This is a genomic window from Cupriavidus phytohabitans (assembly GCF_017815025.1).
In the GTDB taxonomy this organism is placed as follows: domain Bacteria; phylum Pseudomonadota; class Gammaproteobacteria; order Burkholderiales; family Burkholderiaceae; genus Cupriavidus.
Genome location: NZ_JAGIQB010000013.1, coordinates 60,799 through 79,316, shown reverse-complemented (window position 1 = coordinate 79,316; position 18,518 = coordinate 60,799). Strand labels below are relative to the sequence as shown.

Annotated in this window: 18 protein-coding genes; 10 read left to right on the top strand and 8 right to left on the bottom strand. The window is 67.5% G+C overall.

From position 1 onward, the window contains the following. Positions 1 to 8 precede the first annotated feature (8 nt). From J8I34_RS11350 to J8I34_RS11340, 3 genes are all read right to left on the bottom strand, one after another. Entirely contained in the window at positions 9 to 383 is a 375-nt protein-coding gene (locus J8I34_RS11350) for a DUF2784 domain-containing protein (protein ID WP_209806071.1), read from the bottom strand. Positions 384 to 402: 19 nt separating this feature from the next. After that, positions 403 to 1,323 carry a LysR family transcriptional regulator gene (locus J8I34_RS11345; protein WP_029046609.1) on the bottom strand — a complete coding sequence of 307 codons (921 nt, stop codon included), beginning with the start codon at positions 1,321 to 1,323 and terminating at the stop codon, positions 403 to 405. 63 nt (positions 1,324 to 1,386) lie between these two features. Then, positions 1,387 to 2,337 (bottom strand): LysR family transcriptional regulator, encoded by a 951-nt coding sequence (locus J8I34_RS11340; RefSeq protein WP_035877275.1) that lies wholly within the window; start codon positions 2,335 to 2,337, stop codon positions 1,387 to 1,389. Between the two features lie 376 nt (positions 2,338 to 2,713). Here J8I34_RS11340 and J8I34_RS11335 point away from each other — a divergent pair, with 376 nt between their 5' ends. Beyond that, the gene (locus J8I34_RS11335) at positions 2,714 to 4,027 is read left to right on the top strand and encodes an MFS transporter (protein WP_029046608.1); all 1,314 of its coding nucleotides are present in this window, start codon (positions 2,714 to 2,716) and stop codon (positions 4,025 to 4,027) included. 43 nt (positions 4,028 to 4,070) lie between these two features. Further along, positions 4,071 to 5,285, top strand: a complete 1,215-nt coding sequence (locus tag J8I34_RS11330) for a M20 aminoacylase family protein (protein WP_209775868.1) — start codon at positions 4,071 to 4,073, stop codon at positions 5,283 to 5,285. Here the strand turns inward: J8I34_RS11330 and J8I34_RS11325 are convergent, their stop codons facing one another. After that, positions 5,286 to 6,011, bottom strand: coding sequence for a hypothetical protein (locus J8I34_RS11325; protein WP_209775869.1), 726 nt, complete (start codon positions 6,009 to 6,011; stop codon positions 5,286 to 5,288). 294 nt (positions 6,012 to 6,305) lie between these two features. On the opposite strand from J8I34_RS11325, the gene gcl reads away from it, so the two are divergent. From gcl to ypfJ, 6 genes are all read left to right on the top strand, one after another. After that, entirely contained in the window at positions 6,306 to 8,090 is a 1,785-nt protein-coding gene (gene gcl / locus J8I34_RS11320) for a glyoxylate carboligase (RefSeq protein ID WP_209806070.1), read from the top strand. An 85-nt stretch (positions 8,091 to 8,175) separates the two neighbouring features. Further along, the gene (hyi, locus tag J8I34_RS11315) at positions 8,176 to 8,958 is read left to right on the top strand and encodes a hydroxypyruvate isomerase (RefSeq protein WP_029046604.1); all 783 of its coding nucleotides are present in this window, start codon (positions 8,176 to 8,178) and stop codon (positions 8,956 to 8,958) included. 81 nt (positions 8,959 to 9,039) lie between these two features. Continuing rightward, positions 9,040 to 9,954 carry a 2-hydroxy-3-oxopropionate reductase gene (locus J8I34_RS11310; RefSeq protein WP_029046603.1) on the top strand — a complete coding sequence of 305 codons (915 nt, stop codon included), beginning with the start codon at positions 9,040 to 9,042 and terminating at the stop codon, positions 9,952 to 9,954. A gap of 81 nt (positions 9,955 to 10,035) precedes the next feature. After that, on the top strand, positions 10,036 to 11,358 hold the full coding sequence (locus tag J8I34_RS11305) for a glycerate kinase type-2 family protein (RefSeq protein WP_209806069.1): 1,323 nt from the start codon (positions 10,036 to 10,038) through the stop codon (positions 11,356 to 11,358). A gap of 74 nt (positions 11,359 to 11,432) precedes the next feature. After that, entirely contained in the window at positions 11,433 to 12,896 is a 1,464-nt protein-coding gene (gene pyk, locus J8I34_RS11300) for a pyruvate kinase (protein WP_029046601.1), read from the top strand. A gap of 236 nt (positions 12,897 to 13,132) precedes the next feature. Beyond that, entirely contained in the window at positions 13,133 to 14,002 is an 870-nt protein-coding gene (gene ypfJ, locus J8I34_RS11295; RefSeq protein ID WP_209806068.1) for a KPN_02809 family neutral zinc metallopeptidase, read from the top strand. 192 nt (positions 14,003 to 14,194) lie between these two features. Here the strand turns inward: ypfJ and J8I34_RS11290 are convergent, their stop codons facing one another. The 3 genes from J8I34_RS11290 to J8I34_RS11280 all read right to left on the bottom strand — a co-directional run bounded on the left by J8I34_RS11290 (position 14,195) and on the right by J8I34_RS11280 (position 16,250). Next, positions 14,195 to 14,608 carry a hypothetical protein gene (locus J8I34_RS11290; RefSeq protein ID WP_029046599.1) on the bottom strand — a complete coding sequence of 138 codons (414 nt, stop codon included), beginning with the start codon at positions 14,606 to 14,608 and terminating at the stop codon, positions 14,195 to 14,197. A gap of 269 nt (positions 14,609 to 14,877) precedes the next feature. Next, positions 14,878 to 15,306 carry a nucleoside diphosphate kinase regulator gene (gene rnk, locus J8I34_RS11285; RefSeq protein ID WP_371748066.1) on the bottom strand — a complete coding sequence of 143 codons (429 nt, stop codon included), beginning with the start codon at positions 15,304 to 15,306 and terminating at the stop codon, positions 14,878 to 14,880. A 482-nt stretch (positions 15,307 to 15,788) separates the two neighbouring features. After that, complete coding sequence (locus tag J8I34_RS11280) at positions 15,789 to 16,250, bottom strand: Cd(II)/Pb(II)-responsive transcriptional regulator (protein ID WP_029046597.1); 462 nt, start codon at positions 16,248 to 16,250, stop codon at positions 15,789 to 15,791. Between the two features lie 193 nt (positions 16,251 to 16,443). On the opposite strand from J8I34_RS11280, the gene J8I34_RS11275 reads away from it, so the two are divergent. Next, positions 16,444 to 16,785 (top strand): hypothetical protein, encoded by a 342-nt coding sequence (locus tag J8I34_RS11275; RefSeq protein WP_209775873.1) that lies wholly within the window; start codon positions 16,444 to 16,446, stop codon positions 16,783 to 16,785. 143 nt (positions 16,786 to 16,928) lie between these two features. Continuing rightward, positions 16,929 to 17,807 carry a protease HtpX gene (gene htpX, locus J8I34_RS11270; RefSeq protein ID WP_029046595.1) on the top strand — a complete coding sequence of 293 codons (879 nt, stop codon included), beginning with the start codon at positions 16,929 to 16,931 and terminating at the stop codon, positions 17,805 to 17,807. Positions 17,808 to 17,832: 25 nt separating this feature from the next. Here htpX and arfB read toward each other — a convergent pair whose 3' ends face one another. Further along, the gene (arfB, locus tag J8I34_RS11265) at positions 17,833 to 18,237 is read right to left on the bottom strand and encodes an alternative ribosome rescue aminoacyl-tRNA hydrolase ArfB (protein WP_029046594.1); all 405 of its coding nucleotides are present in this window, start codon (positions 18,235 to 18,237) and stop codon (positions 17,833 to 17,835) included. Between the last annotated feature and the right edge of the window lie 281 nt (positions 18,238 to 18,518).

The following is an 18,518-nucleotide window of genomic DNA, read 5'->3' as shown; positions in this document are numbered from 1 at the left end:
CCTTCCGCTCAACGGTGGCGCCGGCGGCGCCACCACCTCGCATAGACCGCCGCGTAGACCGTCACGTTGACCACCAGCACAATCAGGCCAAGCCAAAGCTGCACGGCAGGCGTCAGTCCCGCCGGATAGATCAGCGGCAACAGGTAGCGCTCGACAAAGCCCTCGCTGTAGCCCGCCTCTCCCGCGGCACGGCGCAGCGCATTCTCCAGCGGCGTCAGCGGGCAGATCCAGCCGGACCACTCGATCATCACGCCCCACGCCGCGGCCGGCAGGTGTACCCATGCCAGCCGGGGCCAGCGCAGCACCAGCAGGCCGCCGGCCACCACGAACACGATAAACAGGCCGTGCACGATGACGACGAGGTCGGCGAGCCAGGCTGCCATGGCATCGGCGCAAAGGCCTTCAGTCGCCGTTGCCGCCGGCCATCCAGTAGCCGGGACGCGCGAACTGCGCTTTCAGGTGCTCGATAAAGAAGCGGATCTTGGCCGGCACCGGGCGCTGCTGCGGGTACACCGCGAGGATGTCGTAGTCGGGCAGCGCGTATTCGTCGAGCACGGTAATCAGCTCGCCGCTCTCCAGCTGCGGCAGGATCTCCCAGGTCGAGCGCCAGCCCAGCCCGAGTCCCTCGCCGGTCCAGCGGTGCAGCAGCTCGCCGTCGTTGCAGTCGAGGTTGCCGTTGACGCGCACCGTCACGGCCTTGCCGTTCTGGCTGAAGTACCAGCCGCGCTGCTGGCCGCCCTGCAGGTTGAACGCCAGGCAGTTGTGGTGCTCGAGGTCGTCCAGCGTCTGCGGCACGCCGTATTTGGCAAAGTACGCGGGCGTGCCGCACACCACGCGCTTGTTCTGCGCCAGCTTGATCGCGACGAAGTTGGGGTCGATTGCGCCGCCGATGCGGATGCCCACGTCATAGCCCTCGCGCACCAGGTCGACCACGCGGTCGGTCAGGTTGAACGAGATCTGCACTTCCGGGTTCGCGGCCAGGAAGGCCGGCGCGTGCGGCGCCACGTGCTTGCGGCCGAACGCGGCCGGCGCCGACACGATCAGGTGGCCGGTGGCCTTGTGCTTGCCTTCGGCGATCAGCATCTCGGCGCGGTCCAGGTCGGCGAGCGCCTTCTTGCATTGCTCCATGAACACCGCGCCCTGCTCGGTCACGGCGATGCGGCGCGTGGAGCGGTGCAGCAGCTTGACGCCGATACGCGCTTCCAGCGCGTTGATGCGGCGGCCGATCATCACCGGCGTGACGTTCTGCGTCAGCGCCGCGGCCGCCATGCTGCCGTGCTCCACCACGGCGATAAAGGCTTCGATTTGCTTGAGTTTGTCCATCGGATATCAGTCTCCCGGGCGCCATTGTGCGGCATCGGCGCCGCCATGGCATCCCGGCGGCGCTTATGAAGCGGATCGGGCCCGGCGCATGGCGGGCGGCGCATCGCGGCGCTCGCGGGCACAATGCCGCACTTCGCGGCTGAATTCGGCACACGCGTGCGTCATCAGGTCGACCGAGCGATAGACCAGGAATACGCGGAAATCCGGCAGCTCGTCCTGGATCGGCAGCGGTACCAGCTGGTCGCTGGCCAGCTGCAGCGGGCCGCCGGTGCCGTGGAAGACAAAGTCCGACCACATGCTGATCAGGTCGGTGCGCGTGGCCAGCTGCAGGCCGAGCAGGTTCGATGCGCTCTGCACCACCCGGCGCGGCATCTCCATCCGGTGCAGCCGCATCAGGCTGGCGAGCGGGCTGCCGGCATCGTCGACCGGGTCGAGCACCAGCCAGTCGGCATCCAGCAGCGGCCGCAGCCGGCGCGTGCGGCGCAGCGGGTGGCCGGCGCGCACGGCCAGTTTCATGCCGACCGAGAACAGCGGCTCCCATTGCAGCGAGGCCGAGCCGGGGCCGCTGTTGGTGGAGATCAGCCCCAGGTCGAGGCGCCCTTCGCGCAGGCCTTCCTGGATCTGCTGGGGGCGCAGTTCGAACCCGCGCAGCGCGACATTCGGGAAGCGCTGCCGGAACGCCGCGATGGCCGCCGGCAGCGGGCCGCTGGAGGCCACCGCGGTGAAGCCGATGTTCAGTTCGGCCTCGGCATGGCCGCGGATCGACTCGATGTCTTCCAGCGCGTGCCGCAGCTCTTGCTCGACCACGCTGGCGCGCTTGACCAGCGCCAGGCCGTAGGCAGTCAGGCTGACGCCGCGCACCGAGCGCGACAGCAGCGTCACGCCGAGCTCGCGCTCCAGCTCGGCGATGGCCTTGGACAGCGCCGGCTGCGAGATATGCAGCGCGCGCGCCGCTTCATGGATGCTGCCGTGCTCGGCCACGGCAAGCAGGACCCGCAGTTGGTGCAGTTTCATCGCTTCTGTTTCCGTTTCTGTTTCCTGTTCCATGATGCCGTGCGCAATGCCCCGGCGCGGGGCCACACGCCCCATCCGCGGGCGCAAACGCCGACGCGCGTCGCGGGCCGCACTTCCGGCCCTTACCCGCTCCGCCCAAGGCTTTGCCGGCATCCTTCAGTAGTTTTCCCGATACCGGGACGCCACCGGTTATGACGGTGATTCGATCTGGTTATCAGGATGAAAATATATGATTTTTTGTCCCGGTCCGTTTGCCTGAATACTCAGCGCCACAGGTTGCCAACCTGACTGCCGCGCGAGCCGCTCCTGCTCACCGGGCCCCGACAACACCGGTCCGCCGTGCGTGCAGCCCCCCACCAGTTCGTGGAGACCTTGCATGAACGACGCCACCTTCGCGACGCCTGCCAGCGTCGCGGCCGCCCCCGCCAGTACCGCCAGCACACCTCGCAACCAGAGCCAGTTCCGCCTGATCGCGGCGTGCTCGCTGGGCAATGCGCTGGAGATGTTCGATTTCACCGTCTACAGCTTCTTCTCGCTGCTGATCGGCAAGCTGTTCTTCCCCTCCGACAGTCCTTATGGCTCGCTGCTGCTGGCGGTGGCCACCTTCGGCATCGGCTTCGTGATGCGCCCGCTCGGCGGCGTGGTGATCGGCAGCTACGCCGACCGGCGCGGCCGCAAGGCGGCGATGACGCTGACCATCGGCCTGATGGTGCTCGGCACGCTGTGCATCGCGCTGGCGCCGCCATATGCGTCGGCCGGCATCGCCGGCTCGCTGATGATCGTCGCGGGCCGCTTGCTGCAGGGCTTTTCGCTCGGCGGCGAGATCGGTGCCTCGACCGCGATGCTGATGGAGGCAGGCGGGGTCAAGGGCCGCGGCTGGCGCGTCAGCTGGCAGCTCGGCAGCCAGGGCATTTCGGCGCTGCTGGGCGCGCTGACCGGCGCCACGCTGTATGCCGTGCTGCCGGCCGCGTCGCTGGAAAGCTGGGGCTGGCGCCTGCCCTTCCTGGTCGGCCTGCTGATCGCGCCGGTGGGACTCTATATCCGCGCGCACCTCGACGAAACCCACCAGGCCGACGCCCACGCGCCGAGCCCGCTCGGCGAGCTGTTCCGCAACCACTGGGCCACCGTGCTCAAAGGCATTTTGGCAACCACGGCCGGCACCGCGACGATGTACCTGGTGGTGTTCTTCATGCCGACCTACATGATCCGCGTGCTGCATATGCCGGCGTCGCTGTCGTTCCTGTCGGGCTGTGTCACCGGGCTGACGCTGACGGTGGTGTCGCTGTTCGCCGGCCGCCTCGCTGACCGCCTGGTCGCGCGCAAGCCGCTGGTGGTGGCCTCGCTGGTGCTCAGCATGCTGGCGGTGTACCCGGCGTTCTGGCTGATCAATGCCTATCCGAGCGTGCCGCTGGTGCTGTGCGTGTCGGCGCTGCTGACCGCGCTGGTCAATCTCGGCACCACGCCGATGTTCCTGATGATGCTGGAGATGCTGCCCGCCGGCGTGCGCGCCAGCGGCCTGTCGGTGATCTACAGCGTGGGCGTGACCGTGTTCGGCGGCTCGTCGCAATTCATCGTCACGTGGATGCTGGCCCGCACCGGCAACCCGATGTCGCCGGCCCTCTACATGCTGGTCTGCGGCGTGATCACGCTGCTGGCCGTGCTGCGCATCCGCGAGAACCGCATCCACTGAGCCGCGCCCACTGAACCCTGACCATTTTCCGGAGACCGCTCCCATGACCCGCGCACCGACGCTCCAGCCATTCCAGTACCTGCCGCACCTGCTGCCGGCCATCGGCATCGACGCCGAGACCTTTGTTGGCATCCGCCGCCAGATCCACGCGCAGCCCGAGCTGGGCTTCGAGGTGGGGGCGACCAGCAGGCTGGTGGCGACGCTGCTGGCCGATTGGGGCTACGAGGTCCACACCGGCATCGGCAAGAGCGGCGTGGTTGGCCAACTGAAGCGCGGCAGCGGCACGCGCCGCCTCGGCATCCGCGCCGACATGGACGCGCTGCCGATCACCGAAGCGACCGGCTTGCCCTACGCCAGCCGGGTACCCGGAAAAATGCATGCGTGCGGCCACGACGGCCATACCGCGATCCTGCTGGCGGCGGCCAGGGCAATTGCGGACCAGCCTGATTTCGACGGCACGCTCAACCTGATCTTCCAGCCCGATGAAGAGAACCTGTGCGGCGCGCGCGCGATGATCGAGGACGGGCTGTTCGAGCGCTTCCCGTGCGATGCAATCTTCGCGCTGCACAACATGCCGGGCGTGCCGGCGGGTTCGTTCCGCGTGCTGCCAGGGCCGGTGAGCCTGTCGTCGGACGTGGCCGACGTGACCGTGCGCGGCGTGGGCGGCCACGGCGCGATGCCGCACCGCGCGCGCGACCCGATCGCGGCGGCGGCGGCCATCGTCACCGCGCTGCAGACGGTGGTGGCGCGCAACGTCGCGCCGGACGATACCGCGGTGGTGTCGGTCGGCTTTATCCGCGGCGGCGCCACGCACAACGTGATACCGGAAGCCGTGACGCTGGGGCTCAACGTGCGCGCCGCGCGGCCAGAGACGCGCGCGCTGGTCGAACAGCGCATCCGCGAGATCGTCGCGCTGACAGCACAGGCGCATGGTGTTGAAGCGGAAATCGACTACCGCCAGCTGACGCCGCCGATGGTAAACGCCGAAGCCGAAACGCTGCTGGCGCAGCGCGTCTGCACCGAGCTGGTCGGCGCGGACAACGTGGTCACGCAGGCGCCGAAGGGACTCAACGGCAGCGAGGATTTCGCGTGGATGCTCAACGCAGTGCCGGGGTGCTACCTGATCCTTGGCAACGGCGAAGGCGAATTCGGCGGCTGCATGGTGCACAACCCCGGCTACGACTTCAACGACGCGGTGCTGCCACTGGGCGCGGCGGCATGGGTGCGGCTGGTGCAGACCTATCTGGCCGCGGCCTGATCACGCCTCCTGCCGGACGGCGGCCCGTTGCGCGCGCCGCGCGTCCAGTTCGGCATTCATCCGCGCTGCCTCGCCCAGCACGTAGGCCAGCCGCCGCAACGGCCGGCTGCACTGCACATGCAGGTACAGGTAGCTGGCGCCGCCGGCTACCAGCATCACGCCATAGCCCCACAGCAGCATCGGCACCATCTGCTCCGGACGCGGCAAGGCGCGCCACGCGCTGGCCAGCACCACCGCGGCGGGCGCCAGCGCCAGCAGCAGGCCCACGGTACGTGCCGCCCCTTCCCAAAGCCGCAGCTGCAGGGCCACGCGCCGCTGGCGCGCTTCCAGCTGCGCCGGCGGGATGCGCGCCAGCTGCCGCAGCAGCGCGTCTTCGGCTGCGCGCTGGCGGTCCATTTCCCGGGCTTGCCAGCGCAGCGGGTTGCGCAGCCTGGCCAGCACCGAGCGCGTGCGCGCCAGCCCGGCGCCCACATAACAGGCGGCTGCCGTAGCCAGGAATGCCTCGAACGCGCGCAGCGACCACGGTGGCACCGGATGCTTCAGCCACAGCCGCCACACGGCCAGCGCCCCGCCTCCAAGCAGGGTCGCCACCAGCGCGACGATAAAGCCGATCCACAGCAAGCGGGCCAGCCCGCCGGCCGGCGGGCTGGCCGATGGCGGCGTGGGCGCGCTGGGGGCTTCGAGCGCTTCAAGCAGTTCGTAGGTCGGCGGCAGCCTGGAATACATGGTCGGCTCGGGCAACGGGATGGCGCCATTTTCGCCGCTCAGGCACGTGCCGGATAGCCACCTCGGCGGGCGGTGCCGGCAGCGTACCTACTGCTGCGCTGCGTGGCCGTTTCATCACACCACATATCCAATTGCATACGCTGGCGTGCCATCGGCGACCGTCTCATCGGCCTTCCAAGGTCATATTGCATACCGGAAGTATCGAATCAACTGATCGTCCTTCTGTTTATCCCAGGCCGGTCGGGGAATAGGATCGATTCCAATGCGAATCCCACCACCATTGGAGACAAGATCATGGCAAAGATGAGAGCAATCGACGCGGCCATCGCGGTTCTGGAGAAGGAAGGCGTGACCACGGCGTTCGGCGTGCCGGGCGCGGCGATCAACCCGTTCTACTCGGCGATGCGCAAGTCGGGCAACATCAGCCACGTGCTGGCCCGCCACGTCGAAGGCGCCTCGCACATGGCCGAGGGCTACACCCGTGCCGAGCCGGGCAATATCGGCGTCTGCGTCGGCACCTCGGGCCCCGCCGGCACCGACATGATCACCGGCCTGTACTCGGCCTGGGCGGATTCGATCCCCATCCTCTGCATCACCGGCCAGGCGCCGCGCGCCCGCCTGTACAAGGAAGACTTCCAGGCCGTCGACATCGAGTCGATCGCCAAGCCCGTGACCAAGTGGGCCGTGACCGTGCGCGAGCCGGCACTGGTGCCGCAAGTGTTCCAGCAGGCGTTCCACATCATGCGCTCGGGCCGCCCGGGTCCGGTGCTGATCGACCTGCCGTTCGACGTGCAGGTCGCCGAGATCGAATTCGATCCCGAGACCTACCAGCCGCTGCAGCCGTACAAGCCGGCCGCCTCGCGCGCCCAGATCGAGAAGGCCATCGCCATGCTCAACGCCGCCGAGCGCCCGCTGATCGTGTGCGGCGGCGGCGTCATCAACGCTGACGCGTCCGACCTGCTGGTCGAGTTCGCCGAGCTGGTCAACGTGCCGGTGGTGCCGACACTGATGGGCTGGGGCGTGCTGGCCGACGACCACCCGCTGCAAGCCGGCATGGTCGGCCTGCAGACCTCGCACCGCTACGGCAACGCCACGCTGCTGGCCTCCGACTTCGTGATGGGCATCGGCAACCGCTGGGCCAACCGCCACACCGGCAGCGTCGATGTCTACACCAAGGGCCGCAAGTTCGTGCACGTCGATATCGAGCCCACCCAGATCGGCCGCGTGTTCGGCCCGGACCTGGGCATCGTCTCCGACGCCAAGGCCGCGCTGGAGCTGTTCGTCGAAGTCGCCCGCGAAATGAAGATGGCCGGCCGCCTGCCGTGCCGCAAGTCGTGGGTGGCCGACGTGCAGAAGCGCCGCCGCACCATGCAGCGCAAGAGCGACTTCGACAACGTGCCGGTCAAGCCGCAACGCGTGTACCGCGAGATGAACCAGTACTTCCCGCGCGACGTGCGCTACGTCAGCACCATCGGCCTGTCGCAGATCGCCGCGGCGCAGTTCCTGTCGGTCAACGAGCCGCGCCACTGGATCAACTGCGGCCAGGCCGGCCCGCTGGGCTGGACCATCCCGGCGGCGATCGGCGTGAAGACCGCTTCGCCGGATTCGGACGTGGTAGCGATCTCGGGCGACTATGACTTCCAGTTCATGATCGAAGAACTGGCCGTGGCCGCGCAGTTCAAGGTGCCGTACATCCACGTGGTGGTGAACAACTCCTACCTCGGCCTGATCCGCCAGGCGCAGCGCGGCTTCGAGATGGATTACTGCGTGCAGCTGGCCTTCGACAACGTCAACTCGCCCGAGCTGAACGGCTATGGCGTGGACCACGTCAAGGTGGTGGAAGGCCTGGGCTGCAAGGCGATCCGCGTGTTCAAGCCGGAAGACATCGCCCCCGCCTTCGCCGAGGCGCGCGACCTGATGGCCGAGTTCTCGGTGCCGGTGGTGGTCGAGGTGATCCTGGAGCGCGTGACCAATATCGCGATGGGCACCGAGATCGACAACATCAACGAATTCGAGCCGATCGAGGATATCGAGGACGCTGACGAGGCGATCCTGACCGAAGAAGTGGAAACGGCGTAAGACCTTCCCGCCCCCTGCAGGACCAGAACGCCATCCCCGCGCCAGCGGGGATGGCGCACAAAAACCAAGTCACAGGAGATGACAAATGACCAAACTTGCGGCCAACCTCACCATGCTGTTCAACGAAGTGGGCTTTCTCGACCGCTTCGAAGCCGCCGCGCGCGCGGGCTTCCGCGGCGTGGAGTTCCTCTTCCCATATGCATTCCACGCGGACCAGATCGCTGACCGCCTGAACCGCTTCCAGCTGGACCTGGTGCTGCACAACCTGCCGGCCGGCAAGTGGGACGCGGGCGAGCGCGGCATTGCCTGCCACCCGGACCGCGTCGGCGAGTTCCAGGACGGCGTGGGCGAGGCCATCAAGTACGCCAAGGTGCTGGGCGTGCGCCAGCTGAACTGCCTGGTCGGCATCCTGCCGCAGAACGTCAAGCGCGAGCAGGCGCAGGAAACGCTGGTGGAAAACCTGCGCTTCGCCGCCGGCGCGCTTGCCGCCGAGCATATCGACCTGCTGGTCGAGCCGATCAACACCTTCGACATCCCCGGCTTCTTCCTGTCGCGCACTCAGCAGGCGCTGGACCTGATCAACCAGGTCAACGCGCCCAACCTGTACGTGCAGTACGACATCTACCACATGCAGCGGATGGAAGGCGAGATCGCCAACACCATCAAGGCCAACCTGCCGAAGATCAGGCACATCCAGCTGGCCGACAACCCGGGCCGCAACGAGCCGGGCACGGGCGAGCTGAACTACCAGTACCTGTTCAAGTTCCTGGACGAGATCGGCTACACCGGCTGGATCGGGTGCGAGTACAAGCCGAAGACCACCACCGAAGCCGGCCTGGGCTGGCGCGCCGCGCACGGCGTGCAGTAACCGCTACGGTATTCCCGGTGGTAACCCGTTACCACCTACGCGAACCAAGACAGACTTACTCTCAAGCAAGGAGACATCAATATGGCAAACCAACGCAACGTCGGCTTCATCGGCCTGGGCATCATGGGCGCACCGATGGCGGGCCACCTGCGTGCCGCCGGCCACACGCTGTTCGTGCATGACGTCAACCCGGCCCCGCAAGCGCTGGTCGATGCAGGCGTGACCGTCTGCACCAGCGCCGAGGAAGTCGCCAAGCGTGCCGACATCATCGTCATCATGGTGCCGGACACGCCGCACGTCGAAGCCGTGCTGTTTGCCGACAAGGGCGTTGCCGCCGCGCTGAAGGCCGCCGGCAAGGAAGCCAGCTACAGCAAGATCGTGGTCGACATGAGCTCGATCTCGCCGATCGCCACCAAGGACTTCGCCGCGCGTATCAACAAGCTGGGCGCCTCGTACCTGGATGCACCGGTGTCGGGCGGTGAAGTCGGCGCCAAGGCCGCATCGCTGACGATCATGGTCGGCGGCCCGCAAGAGGCCTTCGACCAGGTCAAGCCGCTGTTCGAGCTGATGGGCAAGAACGTCACGCTGGTGGGCGGCAACGGCGACGGCCAGACCACCAAGGTGGCCAACCAGATCATCGTCGCGCTGAACATTCAGGCGGTGTCCGAAGCCCTGCTGTTTGCCTCCAAGGCCGGCGCCGATCCGGCCAAGGTGCGCGAGGCGCTGATGGGCGGCTTCGCTGCCTCGCGCATCCTGGAAGTGCACGGCGACCGCATGGTCAAGCGCACCTTCGATCCGGGCTTCCGCATCGAACTGCACCAGAAGGACCTGAACCTGGCGCTGCAGGGCGCCAAGGCGCTGGGCGTGGCGCTGCCCAACACCGCCACCGCGCAGGAGCTGTTCAACACCTGCTCGGCCAACGGTCTGGGCAAGCAGGATCACTCGGCCCTGTGCCGCGCGATCGAGATCATGTCTAACCACCAGATCGCCAAGTAAGCAGTGCCCCAGTCGTCCCCGCCCCGCGGGGACGACTAGCTTTCGCAGTCAGCCAGTATCCCGTCAGCACCAGGATTCTTCATGCTCGTCACCGAACCCCAAGCCGCCCTGCTGTCGCCCCAGCGCACGGCAGCCCATCCCGGACAGATCCATCCGCGCGCGCTGCTGCGCGACCTGTTCGATACCGCGGTCGCTTCCGTCAGCGCCAGCCACTGCCTGCCGCCGCACCTGCCCGCGCCGCCCAGGGGCCGCACCGTGGTGATCGGCGCCGGCAAGGCCGCCGCCGCGATGGCGCAGGCAGTGGAAGCGAACTGGCAAGGCGAGCTGTCGGGCCTGGTGGTGACGCGCTATGGCCACGGCGCGGAGTGCAAGCGGATCGAGGTGGTCGAAGCCGCCCACCCCGTTCCCGATGAAGCCGGTGCGCGCGCCGCGCAGCGCATGGTGGAACTGGTGCAGGGCCTGGGCGCCGACGACCTGGTGCTGTGCCTGATTTCCGGCGGCGGCTCCGCGCTGCTGGCCGCTCCGGCGCCGGGCCTGACGCTGGCCGACAAGCAGTCCGTGAACAAGGCGCTGCTCAAGAGCGGCGCCAGCATCGGCGAGATGAACTGCGTGCGCAAGCACCTGTCCGCGCTCAAGGGCGGACGCCTGGCGCTGCACTGCGCGCCGGCGCGCGTGGAAACGCTGCTGATTTCCGATATTCCCGGCGATGACCCGACCCTCATCGCCAGCGGCCCGACGCTGCCGGATGCGACCACCTGCGCCGATGCGCTGGCCGTGATCGCCAAGTACGGCATCGACGTGCCCGCCAACGTGCGCGCCCACCTGGAGAGCGGTGCCGGCGAGACGCCCAAGCCGGGCGATGCGCGTTTCGAAGGCCATCGCAATGTGACGCTGGCCACCGCGCAGCAATCGCTGGAGGCCGCCGCTGCGCGTGCGCGCGAACTGGGCTTCGAGGCCCATATCCTGTCCGACTGCATTGAAGGCGAAGCGCGCGAAGTGGCCGAAGTCCATGCCGCCATCGCGCGCCAGGTCGCGCAGCGCGGCCAGCCCTTCAGCAAGCCGTGCGTGCTGCTGTCCGGCGGCGAAACCACCGTGACCGTGCGCGGCAAGGGCCGCGGCGGGCGCAATGCCGAGTTCCTGCTGGCGCTGGCGGTGGCGCTCGACGGCCTGCCGGGCGTGCATGCGATCGCCGGCGATACCGATGGCATCGATGGCTCGGAAGACAACGCCGGCGCGCTGCTGTCGCCCGACACGCTGACCCGCGCCGCAGCGCGTGGGCTTAACGCACGTGCGCATCTCGAAAACAACGACGGCTACGGCTTCTTCGCCGGCTTGGACGACCTGATCGTCACCGGGCCGACCCGTACCAATGTGAACGACTTCCGCGCGATCCTGATCGTCTGACGATCGCCGCCAACGTAGTACCGACTGACTCGCGGCGCCGACGCGCCGCTACCGAGAATGGAAGAGGAGACATCATGAGACGCCAGCGCAAAGCGAAGATCGTGGCCACGCTCGGCCCCGCCAGCACCGACATCGCGTTGATCCGCGCGCTGTTCGATGCGGGCGCGGACGTGTTCCGCCTGAACTTCAGCCACGGCACGCACGAGGACCACCGCGCGCGCTACGACGCGGTGCGCCAGGTCGAGGCCGAGACCGGCCGCCCCATCGCCGTGCTGGCCGACCTGCAAGGCCCCAAGCTGCGCATTGGCACCTTCGCCGCGGGCAAGGTCGCGGTGCGCACCGGCGACGTGTTCGTGCTCGACAGCGATCCCACGCCGGGCGACGGCACCCGCGTCTACCTGCCGCACCCCGAGCTGTTCGAAGCCGCGCAGCCGGGCCAGTCGCTGCTGATCGATGACGGCAAGGTGCGCCTGGCGATCGAGTCGGTGACCACCGGCACCATCACCACGCGCGTGGCCAACAACGGCACGCTGTCCGATCGCAAGGGCGTGAACGTGCCCGACGCGGTGATCCCCATCCCCGCGCTGACGGCGAAGGACCGCAAGGACCTGGACTTCGCGCTGTCGCTGGGTGCTGACTGGATCGGCCTGTCGTTCGTGCAGCGTCCGTCCGATATCGTCGAGGCGCGCGAGATCGTCGGCACCCGTGCCGGCATCCTGTCCAAGATCGAGAAGCCGGCCGCGCTGCAGCAGCTGGAAGAGATCGTGCGCGTGTCCGATTCGGTGATGGTGGCGCGCGGCGACCTCGGCGTGGAACTGCCGCCCGAGCGCGTGCCCGGCGTGCAGAAGCGCATCCTGCGCGTGTGCCGCCAGCTGGGCAAGCCGGTCGTCATCGCCACGCAGATGCTGGAATCGATGATCGACTCGCCGGTGCCGACGCGCGCCGAAGCGTCGGACGTGGCCAGCGCGATCTACGAAGGCGCCGATGCGGTGATGCTGTCGGCCGAGTCGGCCAACGGCCGCTACCCGGTGCAGGCGGTGTCGATGATGAACCGCATCGTCACCGAGGTCGAGCGCGACCCGCTGTACCGCAACCTGCTCGACGCGCAGCACGAGACGCCGCTGAACACGCGCCAGGATGCGATCTGCGCCGCGCTGCGCGAAGTCACGCAGATCATCGGCGCGGCGGCGACGGTGACCTATACGTCGTCGGGCGCCACCGCGCTGCGCGCCGCGCGCGAGCGGCCGTGCGCGCCGATCGTCAGCATCACGCCGAACCTGGAGATCGCGCGCCGGCTGGCGATCGCATGGGGCATCCACTCCACCGTGAGCCCGGACGTGCAGAGCGTCGACGAGATGGTCGATGCCGCGACGCGCGCGGCACTGGCGGAAGGCTACGCCGCGCCTGGCGACCAGATCACCATCGCGGCTGGCATGCCGTTCGGCCAGGGCGGCACGACCAACCTGCTGCGGGTGGCGGAAGTCGGCGCCAGCGCGGTGGCCACGACCTCGTCCACGCGGGAAGCCGCATTGGCCTAGCCCCCGCACCAACGTTCCGTCCCGGAACGTTCAGGCAGTGACCGGACCGGGCGCAAGCCCGGTTTCTTATGTTTGCCGCACACCGCCCGCGTTGCCCGTCTCCAGGGTGATCGGGTGGTGTTTTTTTTGGGACGTGCAACGCTCCGAAGGTGCCCTGCGGCGCCGTTGCTATACTGACTCCCACCTGGCCCAGCGCCGGATTCACACATCACATTTCCGCCCCAGGAGCCCGCAACATGCGTCTCGATGACGAAGCCGAAAGCCAGCACGTAGAAGACCGCCGCGGCGGATTCGGCGGGTTGGGCGGCAAGTCGATCGGCATCGGCACGGTCATCATCGCACTGGCCGCGTCGTATTTCTTCGGCATCGACCCGATGCTGATCATGCAGGGCGCATCGGTGCTGCAAGGCTCGGGGCCGCAGCAGCAGCAACAGCAGGCCAACCGCCCGCCGGCCACCGACCAGATGACGGTCTTCACGCGCAAGGTGCTGGGCAATACCGAGCGCACCTGGCAACACATCTTCGAAACCGAGCTGAACCGGCGCTACGCGCCCCCGACGCTGGTACTGTTCTCCGGCGCCACGCCGACCGCGTGCGGCACCGGCCAGTCTGCGATGGGCCCGTTCTACTGCCCCGGCGACCAGAAGGTCTATATCGACCTGGCGTTCTATGACGAACTGCGCAAGCGCTTCGGCGCCGGTGGCGACTTTGCCCAGGCTTACGTGATCGCGCACGAGATCGGCCATCATGTGCAGAACTTGCTGGGTGTGTCCGAAAAGGTCGACGCCGCCCGCCGCCGCATGGGCGAGGCGCAGTTCAACCAGCTGTCGGTGCGCATGGAACTGCAGGCCGACTGCCTGGCCGGCGTCTGGGCCGCCACCGCACAGCGCGCCAACCAGCAACTGCTGGAACCGGGCGATATCGAGGAAGGCCTGAAGGCCGCCGCCGCGATCGGCGATGACCGGCTGCAGCGCCAGTCGCAGGGCTATGTCGTGCCCGAGGCCTTTACCCACGGCTCCAGCGAGCAGCGCGTGCGCTGGCTGCGCCGCGGCATCGAATCGGGCGACGTCCGCAAGTGCGACACCTTCGCCGCGCGCGAACCATGAGGCCTTAGCCCGGCACGGCACCCGCCCCGCAGGCGTGCGGCAAACAGGAAAGGGGGAGAAAAACGCCTGCCAGGCGAAGAGAGAAGGAGGAGGAGGTCGGCCGGGCAGGCGGGAGAGAAAACGTGCGGCCACCGTGGGTGGCCGCTTCAGGTCGGGTGAGGACCGGAAAGTTCAGGCGTTCGGCTGCGCCGCTCAGACGCGATAGCCGTACAGCGAGCCGTCACCGGTGCGCGAGTTGTCGAGCGCGCGGTCAGCGATATCGCCGCTGAAGGTGTGCGTCCCTTCGCTGAAGGTGTCGAACTTGCCTTGCTTGGAGATCTCGCCGCTGAAGGTATGCGTGCCTTCGGTAAAGGTGTCGAACTTGCCACCCTGGCGCGAGCCTTCCGAGTACACATCGAAGCGGCCAGTGCGGGCGCCATCGGTGTATGTATCGAACTTGCCTTGCTTGGCGCCGTCCGTGTACACGTCATACTTGCCGGCGCGCAGCGCATCGGCATACACATCAAACTTGCCGACCTTGCTGGTGGCGGGGGCAGCCAACGCCGCAGCGGACGCGGCCACTGCCGCGAACACAAGCGCGCCGCCAAGGATACGTCTGGCGATCATTTCGGGACTCCTTCAACTGATTTCGTCTGTCTTATTTTCTGGCCGGGTGAAGCTCCGACCGCCCGGCAATCTACGTTGCGATACGAGCACGGACTGAAGATTAGTCACAGTGCGCGCAAGCAGAAATGCCGCTGCGACGAATGGTGCGTTGCGAGTCGTGAAACGACTCGCTTGCCGATGAATGGTGTCCAGGGAGCGCCGGTCGCACGCACGCGGCGCGGCGTGCGTGTGGCTTGTCCGGCATGTGCTGGCGCTGGCGCGGCGGCCGCTCAGAGTGTGTACTGTCCGCTGGCCTCCGGCTGGAAAGCGATCTCGCTGATCGTCACCTGCTGCTCGCGGCCGTCGGGGAGGCGGTAGCCGACGGTCTGGCCGGCGCGAGCGCCCAGCAACGCCTGGCCGACCGGCGACAGCACCGACAGCCGGCCGGCGTCGAAGTCGGCCGCATCCGGATAGACCAAGGTCCAGTTGCGCGGCGACGCATCGCCCGGCAGGGTGCACACCAGCCGCGAGTTCATGGTGACCACATCGGTCGGGATTTCATCCGGCGCGACGATGGTGGCGCGCGCCAGCAGGCTGTCGAGCATGTCCTCGAGCTGGGCAGAGCCGGCGCGGCTGGCGATGCGCTCAAGGCGCGTGACGTCGAGTTCGGTCAGGTACAGCGACACGGATTGTGCGGATTGCTTCTTGGTGGACTTCACGGCGGATCCTCCGGCAGTCATGGATTGGCGCGGCCCGGCCGCATGACAAGTGGCAGGCGGCAGCGCGGTCAAGTCTTGGCTTTGCGCAGCAGCGCGGATATCAACGGTGCCGGCGACGGTATGTCAGTCGCCGGCAACCATGGAGAGGCTGGCTCGGGCCCGGTTCGGCCCGGGCCCCGTGGTGGGAGACAGTCAGGCTGGGAACCGGGCGGATGCAGGCGGTGCGCTGATCCGGCGGGGGGACATGACGAACGCGGACGCGCCCGGACGGCCGGTCCGCTGCAGGCGGACAGGCACGTCATTCATCGGCGTCAGGCGATCGTTCACGGTCATGCGGAAAGGATTGGTGTGCGGCGGCCATTCAGCCGTAAGGCCTGCGAGGCAAGTCATCACTTACTATGCAAGGCGCCGACCGGGTTCGTGCACTGCTGTGGTGCGGTCACGGTGACAGCCATCGTAGCACAGCGGCGCGCCCGCGTACCTCACCCATTGGCGGCATGCCCGGCATCCTGCGCGGGCGAATGGCATTCACAGGCGGCCCCGGCGGCGGCCTGCTGCAGGTTCTGCAGGATGCCGCACTCGCTGGCGGGCTGGTGGTGATGGTGGTGGCAGGTTTCGCGCAGTGCGCGCAGCTGGCCTTCCAGCGCCTCCAGCGCCACCCGCTGCGCGTGGATCTGCGCGATCTGGCGGTCAAGCAGCGTGTTGATGTCGTCACAGTCCTGCGACGGGTTGCGCTCGAACTCGCGCAGCCGCCGCACGTCCGACAGGCTCATGCCGAGCGAGCGGCAATGGCGCACAAAATTCAGCTGCACCAGGTGGCCGTCGTCATAGCGCCGGTAGCCGTTGGCCTCGCGCCGCGGGGCGTCGAGCAGCCCCTCGCGCTCGTAATAGCGGATGGTCTCGACATCGCAGCCGCTGGTACGGGAAAGTTCGCCGATACGCATGGTAGAAGTCCTGTCTTGGGTGGCCAAATCCCTGTAATCACTCCAGGGTTTTGGCTAGTGTAGGGCAGTCCGAGCAAGCTTGCAGCGGCGTGCCGCAACCGGCGCCGCCGTCTTGGCGCATCCTGTAGAATCCCTCAACACCTACCGATAAGTCGTCCCCCAAGTGCGTTCGCTCCGGCTTCTGCTGCTGGTCATGATGCTGGCCTTCCTGCCCCTTCCGGGCTGGGCGGGTGCGCTCGCGCACGCCGTGGGTACGATGAGCGACGGACTGGTGGCGTCCGCCGCCGCACCGGCTGCAAGCGCTGCCGACGACATGGCCGGCGATGCCGAACAAGCCGCACCGGCAGATGCTGCGCCTGCGCCCGAATCCTCCGAACCGCAACCGCAGCCCGGCGCCGACCTTGCCGAGCAGTTGCTGCCGGCATCTCCTCTGCGCCTCGCAGCGTGGGCGGGCCGCTCCGGCCCGCCGCGCTACGCCGGCGCCCCGCTGCCCGAACCCGACCTGCCGCTGCTGCCCCGCCCGCCGCGGGCCTGAGCGTGCGGCCGCGGTTGTCCGCGTCCGCCGTTTCCCGCGCGCCGTGCCGCGAGTGCGGTGCGCACTTGCGACTTGCCGCATCCCGCCGCAGTTGCTCTACTGTTGCTCCACTTCGATTGCACTCGACTGCATTCCATACACACATGAAACGCGTACTGCTTTTCCTGGCGACCAACATCGCCGTCATGATCGTCCTCAGCATCACCGCCAGCGTGCTCGGCGTGAACCGGTTCCTGACCGCCAACGGCTTGAACCTGGGTACGCTGCTGGCCTTTGCGGCACTGATGGGCTTTGGCGGCGCGTTTATCTCGCTGCTGATGTCCAAGACCATCGCCAAGTGGTCCACCGGCGCGCAGGTCATCACCCACCCGAGCACCAGCACCGAGCTGTGGCTGGTGCAGACGGTGGAAAAGCTGGCGCAGCGCGCCGGCCTGCCCATGCCAGAGGTGGCGATCTACGACGGCGAGCCCAACGCCTTCGCCACCGGCGCGACCAAGAACAGCTCGCTGGTGGCGGTGTCCACCGGCCTGCTGCAATCGATGTCGCACGAGGAAGTGGAGGCGGTGCTGGCACACGAGGTCGCGCACGTGGCCAACGGCGACATGGTCACGCTGACGCTGATCCAGGGCGTGGTCAACACCTTCGTCATCTTCCTGGCGCGCGTGGTCGGCTACTTCGTCGATTCGATGCTGCGCAAGAACGACGAGGAATCGAGCGGCCCCGGCATCGGCTACATGGTGACGGTGATCGTCTGCGAGATCGTGTTCGGCATCCTGGCCAGCATCATCGTGGCGTGGTTCTCGCGACACCGCGAATTCCGCGCCGATGCCGGCGCCGCAGGCCTGATGGGATCGCCCACGCCGATGGTCTCGGCGTTGCGCCGGCTGGGCGGCCTGGAGCCGGACGGATTGCCGCAGAACATGCAGGCCATGGGCATTGCCGGCGGCAAGTCGTGGATGGCGCTGTTCTCCAGCCATCCGCCGATCGAGGAACGCATTGCCGCGCTGCAGTCCGCGCGCTGACCTGAGGCTTGCCCCATAAGCGGGGCTAGTCGAACACCCTGCCGCGCAGCGCCTTGACCTGGCTGCGCTGGCTCTTGCCTTCCAGCCTGCGCTGGCGCGATGCCAGCGTCGGACGCGTGGCACGCCGCACGCGCGGCGGCGTGGCCGCGCTGCGCACCAGCTCATGCAGGCGCCGCACCGCTTCGTCGCGGTTCTGCTCGAGGCTGCGGAATTGCTGCGCCTTGATCACCACCACGCCATCGCGGGTGATGCGGTGATCGTGCAAGGCCAGAAGACGTTCCTTATGGTCAGGTGGCAGCGAGGAAGTCCGAACGTCATAACGCAGATGCACGGCGTTGGACACCTTGTTGATGTTCTGGCCGCCTGCGCCTTGCGCGCGGATCGCAGTGATCTGGAATTCGTGGTGGGGAATGACTAGTTCGTCGACCATGGCTGGATCATAGCAAGCCGGCCCCGCGCGCAGCTGACGCAGCAAGCTCCTTGGGTCATGAAGCTTTTCGCGTCGGGATAAAGTGCGCGTCGCGATATCCGTGCCTGTAATGACGATATCCATTTCCGGATAGTCTCGATCATTTCTTATTTGGCAATGACATATCAATGCCCTTTGCCTTTTATTCCAGATGACACATGATGAGTTCAGCTTTCGCTGAACTCCGCGCCCACGAACCCGATCGCGAATGCTACAGGCTGCGTGCACGGATTCAGGAAACC